This is a genomic window from Exiguobacterium sp. SH0S1, from assembly GCF_004337165.1.
Lineage (GTDB): Bacteria > Bacillota > Bacilli > Exiguobacteriales > Exiguobacteriaceae > Exiguobacterium > Exiguobacterium aurantiacum_A.
The window spans coordinates 14,571-26,554 of record NZ_SJVC01000004.1; the positions used below are offsets into that span (position 1 = coordinate 14,571).

Sequence of the window (11,984 nt, forward strand, 5' to 3'; positions counted from 1 at the left end):
GTCGCTCTCACGAGCGACTTTTTCTTATGCCTCAGACTCCGTGAATTGGAGCTCAAATTCAAATTTCACTTTTTTATCGACGAGGACACCGCCGGCTTCAAGCGCCTGGTTCCACGTCAACCCGTAATCTTCCCGGTTGATCGTCCCGTCTCCGGTAAAGGCGTGCTTCATATTGCCCCACGGGTCTTTCGCACTGCCTTCATACTCGACTTCAAACGTCTCCTCGCGCGTCGTTCCACGAATCGTCAAATTACCGGTCAAAGCGAACTCGTTACCGCCTTTCGCTTGGAATGATGTCGACTCGAAGACGATGTCCGGATGTTGATCGGCGTCGAAAAAGTCGCCCGACCGTAAGTGTGCGTCACGGTCACCGTTGTTCGTGTCAATCGAGGCCGCTTTAATCGTCACGCTTACCCGTGCATTCGCTAAATCGTCAGGCTGTCCGTTCGCATCAACCGCAAACTCTTTAAGTTCGCCTTTCACTTTCGAGATCATCATATGCTTCACCGTAAAAGTGATTGAGCTGTGTGCTGGGTCGACTTGATAAGTTTTTGCCATGAATACGTCCACTCCTTCGATTTGAAATTGATTCCACAATACTGTTTTTACCACAAATCTTGACTTCAAAACATCTCGAAATAATTGTGTCAAATTATTGTCAAAAAATTTTGACTTTTATCACTGCAACCCGTTAGGATGAAAAAGGGAGCTATTGGCTTACTACAAAATGTAAGCGCATACATAGAGCCCCTATACTTTACGGAAAAGGGAGGAACGATCATGATTTATGAAGTACCGAACTCTGCAGGCACGAAAGTCCAGTTCAAGGACCGCTATGAGAACTACATCAACGGAAAGTGGACAGCACCTTCAGGGGGAGACTATTTTGAGAACACCTCTCCGGTAAATGGTAAAGTGTTATGCGAGGTCGCTCGGTCGACGAAAGAAGATATCGAGCTGGCACTGGACGCGGCCCATGCCGCCAAAGGCGCCTGGGGCAAAACATCGGTCACCGAACGCTCGGTCATTTTAAACAAGATTGCCGACCGAATGGAAGAAAACCTTGAGATGCTCGCTTACGCGGAGACGTGGGAGAATGGAAAAGCCGTCCGTGAGACGTTGAACGCCGACCTGCCGCTCGCGATCGATCACTTCCGCTATTTCGCCGGTGTCATCCGCTCGCAAGAAGGCGGCATCAGCGAGCTCGACAACGACACGGTCGCCTATCACTTCGCGGAACCGCTCGGCGTCGTCGCTCAAATCATCCCATGGAACTTCCCGATTTTGATGGCAATCTGGAAAGTCGCACCGGCACTCGCCGCCGGCAACTGCATCGTCTTAAAACCGGCCGAACAGACACCGGCCTCGATTATGGTACTGATGGAGCTGATTGAAGACTTGCTGCCGCCAGGCGTGCTCAACATCGTCAATGGCTTCGGACTCGAGGCCGGGAAGCCGCTCGCCTCAAGTAACCGTGTCGACAAAGTCGCGTTCACTGGCGAAACGACGACGGGCCGATTGATCATGCAATACGCGTCGCAAAACATCATCCCGGTGACGCTCGAACTCGGGGGCAAGTCACCGAATATCTTCTTCGCCGACATTATGGATGCGGACGATGATTTCTTTGACAAAGCGATCGAAGGGCTCGTCATGTTCGCGTTAAACCAAGGCGAAGTGTGCACGTGTCCATCGCGCGCCCTCATCCACGAGTCGATTTATGAGCCGTTTATGGCACGCGTCCTCGAGCGCGTCAAAGCGATCAAGCTCGGCAACCCGCTCGACCCTGACGTTATGATGGGTGCTCAAGCATCAAATGAACAGCTGGAGAAGGTTTTATCGTATCTTGAGATCGGAAAAGCCGAAGGAGCCGAATGTTTGATCGGCGGTGAGCGCAACATGATGGACGGTGACCTCGCCGACGGCTATTACGTTCAACCGACCATCTTTAAAGGTCACAACAAGATGCGCATCTTCCAAGAAGAAATCTTTGGTCCAGTCTTGTCGGTGACGACGTTCAAGGACGACGCGGACGCGCTCGCCATCGCGAACGATACGCTCTATGGTCTCGGCGCCGGCGTCTGGACACGCGATATGAACCGGGCTTATCGGTTCGGCCGTGAGATTCAAGCGGGTCGTGTTTGGATCAACTGTTACCATCAGTATCCGGCCCATGCCGCGTTCGGCGGTTACAAAATGTCTGGGATCGGACGTGAAAATCATAAGATGATGCTCAACCATTACCAACGTACGAAAAATATGCTCGTCAGCTACAGCGAACAAAAACTCGGGTTCTTTTAAGATGGTGCGTCGCGTCGAGGCCACCCCCGCCACGCTCGCGCTCCTCGAGCAGTTGCTTGCGAAACACGGTCCGCTCCTGTTCCACCAGTCGGGCGGTTGCTGTGACGGGAGCTCACCGATGTGCTTCCCGCAAGATGAGTTCATGATTGGCGATCACGACGTCCTGCTCGGAGAGATCGGCGGCTGTCCGTTCTATATCCACGAGAAGCAGTACGAGTATTGGAAGCACACCCAGCTCATCATCGACGTCGTCGACGGCCGGGGCGGCATGTTCTCGGTCGAAGGCGTCGAAGGGAAACGGTTTTTGAGCCGTTCCCGCGTATTCACAGACGAGGAGCGTGCCGAGTTGCAACAGTCTTGATTGTTTTTTTGACCAGTCATCTTAACAGATGGTTGGTCTTTTTTGTGATTCACCGTGTACTTTTCAATTTCTTATTTCCAATAATCCCCAAAAATCACTCAATCGTTTCTCGTCATCTTGTATAGTGAACGTAGATAAGAAGGGAGAATGATGATGAGCCAATTATTAAACGAAGTACTTGGAAGTGTATTAATCTCCTTACTCAGTTTTGCTGTCCCGCTTTTTTTAATTTGTGGGACAATCGTGTACACAAAAGTAAAACGGTATAAACAAAGTCAATATTTTGCTCAGACCGGTCATCGCTACATCAAAGTCGTGCAAGATATCGGATTATATGGAGAGTACCGCTGTGTTGCTGAACTTGAGGCGCGCCGGCTCGCCCCGCTCATCTTGACGAACCTGTATTTGCCTCATCCAACAAAACGTGACCGGACGACAGAAGTCGATGTGGTGTTCATCGACGAGAGCGGTGTTCACGTCATCGAGTCCAAAAATTATAGCGGTTGGATCTTCGGACGGGAACAAGATCGACAGTGGACACAGGCTTTATCCAATCGAAAGAAGTTTAAATTCTACAATCCGATTAAGCAAAACGAGCTCCATATGCGGGCAATCGAACAGCTACTACATCTCGATCGAAGCTATTTACACTCCTGGATTGTCTTCAGTGATCGCTCTACGTTGAAGCGGGTTGAGTCGTCTAGCGTTCCTGTGTTGAATCGAAAAATATGGGCGAAGCAAATGATGGCCTCTCGTGAACCTCGATTGACGGCAGCTGAACGGATTGAAGTGTATGAACGACTCCTTCCTTATATGAACGCGAGCATCGAGGTCAAGGAAGCGCACATCGACGCCATCAGGCAGACAAAATCTCCAATCGGTTAATATAAGAATCAGCCTAAAAAGTCCCGCTCAACGTTTGAGCGGGACTTACTTTATTTACTCTGCATTTTGAAGCGCAAGTACAACTCGTTGTAATACGCGTTCATGCGTTTGCCTAGGTTTTCGTACACTTCAAGCTCATCTGTCACGTCTTTAGACGGATAGAACCGTTCGTCCGATGTGACTTCTTCATCTAAAAATTCAAGCGCTGCTTCGTTCGGTGTCGAATACCCGACGTAATCGGTATTTCGTGCCGCGATTTCAGCATCGAGCATGAAGTCGATAAATTGATGTGCCCCTTCAATGTTTTTCGACGTGCTCGGGATGACGAGGTTATCGAACCAAAGATTCGTCCCCTCTTCCGGGATCACGTACGTCAACTCGTCGTTCTCGTACATGATCTCAGAAGCGTCACCCGACCAGACGACGGCTGCGGCTGCTTCACGATTGGCCATGAGCATTTTGATCTCATCACCGACAATCGCTTTAATGTTCGGCCAAAGCGTTTCGAGCTTCGCTTCTGCCTCGAGCAGTTCATCACGGTCCGTCGTGTTGAGCGAATATCCGAGCGAGTTAAGACCGAAGCCCATCACTTCTCGTGTCCCATCCGCCAGCAAAATATCATTCTCGAGCGGCATGTCCCACAAGTCGTTCCATGATGTGATCTCACCGTCGACGAGTTCAGGATTGTAGACGATCCCGACCGTACCCCAGAAGTAAGGGACCGAGTACGTGTTGTCAGGGTCGAACGACTTGTCGAGGAAGCGTGGGTCGATGTTATCGAAATTTTCGAGTTTGTCGTAATCGATCGGCAAGAGCAGATCGTCTTCGATCATCTTACTGATCGCATAATCGGACGGGACGGCGATATCAAACGCGGTACCGCCTTGCTGGATCTTCGTCAGCATCGCCTCGTTCGAGTCGAACGTTTGGTAGATGACTTTGAGTCCGGTCTCTTCTTCGAATTCGCCGATCAAATCTTCATCGATATAATCACCCCAGTTGTAGACAACGAGTGTGTTATCGCCGCCAAACCCTTGGGCCATGTTGATTTGATACACCCAAATCAACAAACCAAAACTGACGAGAAGCGGCACTGTCAACATGATGACTAGTTTTTTCATCGTCTTACCTCCTTCGCACTCCGTTGTGCGAGTACGTAATAACCGAGGACGAGTATGAGCGTGAACACGAACAAGAGCGTCGACAACGCGTTGATCTCAAGTGAGATCCCTTGGCGTGCCCGTGAGTAGACCTCGACGGCAAGTGTCGTGAAGCCGTTACCCGTGACGAAGAACGTCACCGCAAAGTCATCGAGTGAATACGTCAGCGCCGTGAAGAACCCTGCGAAGATACCTGGCGTGATATACGGCAAGATGACTTTCGTGAGCACGTCCCACGAGCTCGCTCCAAGGTCACGCGACGCATCGATCAGTGTCGGGCTCATCTCTTGAAGTTTCGGTAACACTAAAATGACCACGATCGGAACCGAGAACGCGATGTGCGCCAAGAGCACCGAATAGAACCCGAGCTGAATGCCGAGCATCGTGAACAAAATGAGGAACGACGCTCCGATGATGACGTCCGGGCTGACGATCAAGACGTTGTTGAGCGATAAGAGCGACGTCTTCGTGAACCGTTGCCGTGCCGTATAAATGGCAAGCGCCCCGATGACACCGAGCACGGTCGAGATGGTCGCCGACAAGAGCGCAATGACGATCGTGTTCAAGACGATGACGAGCAAACGGGTATCTGTGAACAGCGATTTATACCACTCGAGGGTGAACCCTTCAAAGTTACTCATCGTTCCTCCACTGTTAAACGAGTAAAACACTAGATAGAGGATTGGTGCGTACAGAATAAAGAACACCGCAATCAAATACAAATTCGCTAACTTGAATTTTTTCTTCTTCATCGACGCACCGCCCCTTTCGCGCCCCAGTCACGTGTGATGACCATGACGAGTACCATCGCCAAAATCAAGAACACAGCGATTGTTGACCCCATGCCCCAGTTTTGCGTGACGAGAAATTGTTGTTCGATCGCCGTCCCGAGCGTGATGACACGGTTTCCGGCAATGAGGCGCGTGATCATGAAGAGCGACAACGCCGGAATGAAGACGATTTGAATCCCTGACTTCACCCCGTCGAGCGTCAATGGGAAGATGACGCGACGGAACGTCGTCCAGTTCGAGGCACCGAGGTCACGCGACGCGTAGACGAGCGACGGTGGCAGCTTCTCGATGGCGTTGTAGATCGGCAAAATCATGAACGGGATGAAGATATAAACCGAAACGAATACGAAACTGAAGTCCGTGAATAAGATTTGTTTCGTCCCGATGCCGATCGCCTCTAAAAATTGGTTCGTGATGCCGTACGTTCCAAAGATACCAAGGAACGCGTACGCTTTCAGTAATAAGTTGATCCATGATGGCAAAATGATGAGCAACAGCCAGAGCTGCTTATGTTTCGTTCTCGTCAATAAATAAGCGGTCGGATACCCGATGAGAAGCGAGAAGGACGTGATGAGAAACGCATACCAGAACGAAGACAGTGTCATCGTCAAGTAAGTCGATGTGAAGAACATCTGATAGTTCTCTAAACTCAAGTTCCCTTCGATATCAAAAAATGAGTAGTAGACGACCAGGAGTAGCGGCGCGATGACGAACAGCGCAATCCATATCCAGTACGTCGTCAAATAGACCGTCTTGGCGGTTTGACTAGTTTGATTCATGGGCGACCTCCTCATACGATTCGAGACGACGGTCAAACTCTTCTTCGGTCTCGCCTAGACGCATGACGTGAACCGCCTCGTCATCGAACGTGAGCCCGATTTTCGACCCGACGACTGATTTCTTCGTCGAATGGACGAGCCACTCGTTGCCTTCTTGGTCGTAACAGCAAATCTCGTAATGGACGCCACGGAACAGTTGTGAGTCGACATCGACGACGAGTTTCGCCGCGTCGACCGACGTCATCTCCAAGTCTTCTGGACGAATGATGACTTCGACTTTTTCATTGCGGTCAAACCCTTGGTCGACACAATCGAACGTTTTCCCGGCAAACGTGACAAGGTGATCTTCCGGCATAACACCAGGAACAATGTTCGACTCCCCGATAAAGTCAGCGACGAAGCGGTTGATCGGCTCGTCATAAATATCTGTCGGTGTCCCGCTTTGAACGATCTCCCCGTTGTTCATGACGAAAATCTCGTCGGACATGGCGAGCGCTTCTTCTTGATCATGGGTAACGAAGATGAACGTGATGCCGAGACGCTGCTGAAGTTCGCGCAACTCGTACTGCATCTCAGTCCGAAGTTTGAGGTCGAGCGCTGAAAGCGGCTCATCGAGCAAGATGACTTCCGGTTCGTTGACGATGGCGCGGGCGATGGCGACGCGTTGGCGTTGTCCGCCTGACATCTCGTCGATTTCACGTGATTCGTAGCCTATCAAGTTGACGAACTTGAGCGCTTGTTCGACTTTCGTCTTGACGTCCGCTTCTTTCATCTTCTTGATGCGCAAACCGAAAGCAACGTTCTCGTATACGTTCAAGTGCGGGAACAAGGCGTAATCTTGGAAGACCGTGTTGACTTGACGTTTGTTCGCTGGCACGTCGTTGATCCGCTTCCCGTTGAACTCGATGTCACCTTCTGTCGCATCGGTGAATCCGGCGATGATCCGCAGAATCGTTGTCTTTCCGCATCCCGAAGGACCGAGCAGCGTATAGAATTTCCCACGCTCGATTTCAAAGTTAATATTCTCTAAGACGACAGTATCGTCGTACCGCTTCGACACGTTGTCAAAACGAATGATCGTTTCTGGGTTCATTTGGTTTCCTCCCTTGTTATAAATACGAATGTGTGGCGACGACGAGACACTCGCTTGCGCCATCAAAATCGTTGACGAGCTGATGCGCGTCTGAAGCGACGTAGTACAACGTCTCGCCCGGTTTGGCGAAGTACGTGTGGTTCCCTAGCTTGAGGGCGACGCGGCCGGACAGTACGTAAACGAACGTCTCCGCGCGTGACGGCTCGTACCGTTTGAACTCCCCTTGTTTTGAGAACGTGAGGAGAATCGGTTCCATCTCTTTCTCATTGGATTCTGGGATGAGCCACTCCGTCCGATACAGCCGATTCTCGTCGACATATACCGTGCGGTCGTCTTCCGTATAGACGACTTTTTGATTGATTTCCTCATCGAAAAACTCTTTAGGCGAACATCCAAGCACTTCTAACAAATCAAACAGCGTCTCAAGCGAAGGAGAACTCAAATCACGCTCGATTTGAGAAATATAACCTTTACTTAAATCGGTACGTTCCGCCAACTCTTCTTGGGTCAACCCTTTTTTGACGCGGAGTCGTTTAATGTTTTGACCGACTTCCAAACTGTATTCCTCCTTCCCTTTCTAAGGAAAGTTTAGTGATACACGATACTTACTAAAGAAAGTTTATAAATACTCAACTCCAAAGCAAACAAATAGCGACTTTTATTATAACCAACTGTACCACGTTTGCAAGCAAAAAATCACGCAACAATCGCGTGATTTTTTAGTGGAGATCCCGTTTCGAAATCAGGTGTTTGAATTTTTCATTTTTCGTTTGAAATAAGTGTAATTGCGCCCCGTACGCATCGATTTGTTGAACGACGTATTGGAACGACTTTGCCTCCCCTGGGTACGGTTCACCAGCGCGGGCGAGTGTCGTCTCAAAATCTTCCCACAACACCTCAACCCACGTTAACGCCTCGTCTTCATTCAACAAGTCGTTCTTGTCTCTTAAGATTTCTGCCAACCGCTTGTATTGGTCTGATCGGTTCATACGCGCACCTCCGATAGCTCAGAGAGCGGGATCGCATGTTCCATCGCTTCTCCTTCAAACGTTCCCCAACCCATGACGCCGTTGACAAACTTCAATCGGAACGGACGATTATTGTAGGTGACGATATACGTCGTACCTGGTTTGAACGATGCCGGATCAATCAAATAACTCTCCGCGATGGCGATGCGGCGAAGCACGACCTCAATCTCACTCACCATACCCATCTGTTCGGCTTTTCGTTTCCGCTCATGCAAGTCACGAATTTCTTGCTCGAGCTCATACTTTGATAACGCACTCAACCGTTTTTCCATTTCGTTCACCTCACTTGTAGCGTATCAGATTTTCCGAGTAAAAGAAAAAGGCGAAACTGAATAATGTTCAGTTCGCCTTGAAGTTATAAAGCGGTTTAATCAGTTGATCAATCGTGACGGCCGGTTCAATATAGCGCACAATCTCTCTCATCGATTTATAGACGAACGGTGATTCGTCAATTGTCGACTTCCGAACCGAGCTCGACCAAACGCCTTCCATCGATTTTTTAAATTCGTTGAAGTCGACGCGTTTTCGTGCCGCTGAGCGCGACATGATGCGACCGGCGCCATGCGGACCTGAGAAGTTCCAGTCCGGGTTGCCTTTTCCGGTACAGATGAGCGACCCGTCACGCATGTTCATCGGGATGATGACGCGCTCTCCGGCTTTTGCGGAAATCGCCCCTTTTCTGAGGATCATGTCGTCGTGATCGATATAGTTATGCACCGTATCGAACTGATCGACGACGTTCCAGTTCATCGCTTCGACGATGACATCGGTCATCGCACGACGATTCTCTGCCGCATACTGTTGCGCGATACGCACGTCATGCATGTAGTCGTCCATATCCGTACCTTCGACATAGGCGAGGTCTCGCAATCCTTGTTTCGCCGCCTTCGCGTACTCGAGATAAGCTTGAATATCACTTTCGCGTCCAGTTTCTTTCAAACGCTCGATCTCATTCTGTACTTCTGTCGTATCCATCATATGACGGATCGCTCGCTGCTGATAGTGTTCTGCAATTTGGACACCGAGGTGGCGTGAACCCGAATGGATGACGAGAAACGTCCGTCCATGATCATCACGGTTCACCTCGATGAAATGATTGCCCGAGCCAAGTGTTCCGACCGAGCGTAACGCCCTGTCTAGCTTATACGGGGCGCGAACGTCTTCTAGCGGAATCTTTGACGCGTATGAATGCGCCGACTCCCGGATGTTCATCCCACTCGGAACAAGTTGACGAATCATATCGTCAAGTTTTTGAAAGTCGATCCGCTTCACATTGATCTCGGTGCAAAGCATGCCACACCCGAGATCGACACCGACGAGGTTCGGTACGATTTTGTCGTGAATCGTCATCGTCGTCCCGACGACCGAGCCTTTGCCGGCATGCATATCCGGCATGATTCGAATCGCTGCCCCTTCCGTGAACGGTTGGTCGACGAGCGTTTGAATCTGTGCGCGCGTCATATCGTCAATCCGTTCATTGAAGACTGTAGCTTGATTATATTTGCCGATGATCTCCATAACGTCTCCTTTCTCAGCTGATCACTTGCTGTTTACTTTGCAACTCATGCATCCGGGCGTAGACGCCGCCGTCAGCGATGAGTGACTGGTGATTCCCGCGCTCGATGATTTGACCGTGGTCGAGGACGAGGATTTGATCGGCCTCACGAATCGTCGACAATCGGTGCGCGATGACGAACGTCGTGCGTCCGTACGTGAGCGTCTTCAGCGCGTCTTGGATGAGCGCCTCTGTCTCTGAGTCGACACTAGCCGTCGCCTCGTCAAGGACGAGGATGGCCGGGTCGAACACGAGCGCCCGGGCGAAACTGATCAATTGTCGCTCTCCACTCGAAAGTGAAGCGCCGCGCTCAATGACCGGCTCGTCGAGTCCTTGCGGCAACTGCTTGACGAACCGGTCGGCACCGACCGCCGTCAACGCTTGCCAAATCCGTTCATCAGGAATGGTCTCATCACCGAGCGTCACGTTCGTCCGAATCGAGCCCGTGAACAAGAACGGGTCTTGCAACACGATGCCGAGATGGTCCCGAACGGCTTGCGTCGGAAGTGTCGTCACGTCTACCCCGTCGATGCAAAGTTTTCCTGAAGACGGATCATAAAAGCGCATGAGCAAGTTCATGATCGAACTCTTACCGCTGCCGGTGTGGCCGACGAGTGCGACCGTTTCACCAGGTGCAGCTTGAATGTCGATCTGTTGTAACACGGGCTTTCCAGCCTCATAGCTGAACGTCACGTTGTCGAACACGACTTCGCCATTAAAGCGCGGAATGCGTTCAGACGAGACGTTTTCGCCTTTCTCGTCGAGCAGTTGGAACATTCGGTCCGCTGAAACGAGCGCTTGTTGGAGCGGTGACAACTGGTTCATAATTTGCGTCACCGGCTCAAAAATACGGGACACGTAATCGATGTAGGCGTAAAGTATCCCGAGCGTGAGCACACTGCCCGTTCCGAGCGTTTGCGCACCAACGACCCAAATGAGGAGCGCGAGTGCCATGTTGCGGAAGAAGTTGACCAAGTTGTGCGACATAAGGGCGTCGAGCTTCAACAGTTTCCGGCGTGTCTGGAAGTTGTCGCTGTTCTTGACATCGAACTCATCATAGACGAGGTCTTCACGCACATACGATTGAATGATCGGCATCGTTTGGATGCTCTCGTTCAATTGTGCGTTCATATCGGCGACGAGCGCCCGGACTTTAAAGTTGTTCCGGGTCGAGAGACGCTGGAACAACTTCACCCAGACGATGACGACCGGGATGATGATGAGCGAGACGAGTCCGAGGCGAACGTCTAGGAAGAACATGGCGATCAAAACACCGATCATCATGACGACGCTTTGGAAGACGCGGGCGAGAACGCCCAAATACAAATCACGAATCGTCTCCGTATCGTTCGTGACCCGGCTGACGATTTTCCCGATCGGCGTCTGGTCAAAGTAACGGACTGGAATCGTCTGCAAATGCCGCATGACGTCAAGGCGCATCGTCTTGACGATTGTATGCGCCGAACGTTGCAGGAGCATCTGTTGCCCCCAGTTGAGACCTGCTGCGATGAGCAACAGGACGACGTAGATGGCAGATAAGACGAGGACGGCCCGAAGATCCGTCTCATAAAACTGGAAGACGTCGGTCGAAGACAACGGCACGATGTTGTCGTACGTCGCTGTCTCCTCACTCCGCGTGATGGTCAAGACACCGTTATCGACTTCTCTGACCCCACCGCTCATGACGGCGTCCGGTACGAGATAGTAGCCTTCGGTCGTCTGAACGATCGAGACGGGACGGACGACGTCTTGCCCGTCCAACCGCGTCTCTTTCTCATAGTTATTGCCGTCAAACGAGACACTGCCCCCGGCCTCGACTTGAACCCAGTCGCGCTCGATGGCGACGATATGGTCATCGATGATAATTTTTGCGATATACGGTCCCGCAAGTTCTGCGCCGACCGCTAAAAAGAGTAGGATCAACCCGAGGAAAATCGAGCGCTTCACTTGTTTGGCATAGCCAACGAGTGAGCGAATCGTCTTTTTCCTGCGGACCGGATCTAATTCGTGTTGATCGATCATAAGAGATTC

General features: G+C 51.0%; 13 protein-coding genes. 3 read left to right on the forward strand and 10 right to left on the reverse strand.

The annotated features are described in order from the left end of the window. Positions 1–24: 24 nt before the first annotated feature. Complete coding sequence (locus EVJ20_RS10690; protein ID WP_071399187.1) at positions 25–558, reverse strand: YceI family protein; 534 nt, start codon at positions 556–558, stop codon at positions 25–27. A 222-nt stretch (positions 559–780) separates the two neighbouring features. Between EVJ20_RS10690 and exaC the strand changes: the two genes are divergently transcribed. The 3 genes from exaC to EVJ20_RS10705 all read left to right on the forward strand — a co-directional run bounded on the left by exaC (position 781) and on the right by EVJ20_RS10705 (position 3,547). Then, positions 781–2,301, forward strand: a complete 1,521-nt coding sequence (gene exaC, locus EVJ20_RS10695) for an acetaldehyde dehydrogenase ExaC (RefSeq protein ID WP_070328957.1) — start codon at positions 781–783, stop codon at positions 2,299–2,301. A 1-nt stretch (position 2,302) separates the two neighbouring features. Beyond that, entirely contained in the window at positions 2,303–2,662 is a 360-nt protein-coding gene (locus tag EVJ20_RS10700) for a DUF779 domain-containing protein (protein WP_070328956.1), read from the forward strand. A 153-nt stretch (positions 2,663–2,815) separates the two neighbouring features. After that, complete coding sequence (locus EVJ20_RS10705) at positions 2,816–3,547, forward strand: nuclease-related domain-containing protein (protein WP_070328982.1); 732 nt, start codon at positions 2,816–2,818, stop codon at positions 3,545–3,547. Between the two features lie 50 nt (positions 3,548–3,597). Here EVJ20_RS10705 and EVJ20_RS10710 read toward each other — a convergent pair whose 3' ends face one another. The 9 genes from EVJ20_RS10710 to EVJ20_RS10750 all read right to left on the reverse strand — a co-directional run bounded on the left by EVJ20_RS10710 (position 3,598) and on the right by EVJ20_RS10750 (position 11,975). Continuing rightward, the gene (locus EVJ20_RS10710; RefSeq protein ID WP_131508183.1) at positions 3,598–4,668 is read right to left on the reverse strand and encodes an ABC transporter substrate-binding protein; all 1,071 of its coding nucleotides are present in this window, start codon (positions 4,666–4,668) and stop codon (positions 3,598–3,600) included. Then, positions 4,665–5,459: an ABC transporter permease gene (locus tag EVJ20_RS10715; RefSeq protein ID WP_070328954.1), complete on the reverse strand. Its 795-nt coding sequence runs from the start codon at positions 5,457–5,459 to the stop codon at positions 4,665–4,667. The genes EVJ20_RS10710 and EVJ20_RS10715 overlap by 4 nt, the downstream gene beginning before the upstream one ends. Next, positions 5,456–6,277 carry an ABC transporter permease gene (locus EVJ20_RS10720; protein WP_070328953.1) on the reverse strand — a complete coding sequence of 274 codons (822 nt, stop codon included), beginning with the start codon at positions 6,275–6,277 and terminating at the stop codon, positions 5,456–5,458. Before EVJ20_RS10720 ends, EVJ20_RS10715 begins: the two co-directional genes overlap by 4 nt. Further along, entirely contained in the window at positions 6,264–7,370 is a 1,107-nt protein-coding gene (locus tag EVJ20_RS10725) for an ABC transporter ATP-binding protein (RefSeq protein WP_131465658.1), read from the reverse strand. The genes EVJ20_RS10720 and EVJ20_RS10725 overlap by 14 nt, the downstream gene beginning before the upstream one ends. 16 nt (positions 7,371–7,386) lie before the next feature. Next, positions 7,387–7,926, reverse strand: a complete 540-nt coding sequence (locus EVJ20_RS10730) for a helix-turn-helix domain-containing protein (protein WP_070328951.1) — start codon at positions 7,924–7,926, stop codon at positions 7,387–7,389. A gap of 163 nt (positions 7,927–8,089) precedes the next feature. Further along, entirely contained in the window at positions 8,090–8,359 is a 270-nt protein-coding gene (locus EVJ20_RS10735; RefSeq protein ID WP_070328950.1) for a YfhJ family protein, read from the reverse strand. Next, positions 8,356–8,670, reverse strand: coding sequence for a YfhH family protein (locus tag EVJ20_RS10740; protein WP_070328949.1), 315 nt, complete (start codon positions 8,668–8,670; stop codon positions 8,356–8,358). Before EVJ20_RS10740 ends, EVJ20_RS10735 begins: the two co-directional genes overlap by 4 nt. Positions 8,671–8,737: 67 nt before the next feature. Next, the gene (locus EVJ20_RS10745; RefSeq protein ID WP_131508185.1) at positions 8,738–9,916 is read right to left on the reverse strand and encodes an RtcB family protein; all 1,179 of its coding nucleotides are present in this window, start codon (positions 9,914–9,916) and stop codon (positions 8,738–8,740) included. A gap of 13 nt (positions 9,917–9,929) precedes the next feature. Then, positions 9,930–11,975 (reverse strand): ABC transporter ATP-binding protein, encoded by a 2,046-nt coding sequence (locus EVJ20_RS10750; RefSeq protein WP_070328947.1) that lies wholly within the window; start codon positions 11,973–11,975, stop codon positions 9,930–9,932. Between the last annotated feature and the right edge of the window lie 9 nt (positions 11,976–11,984).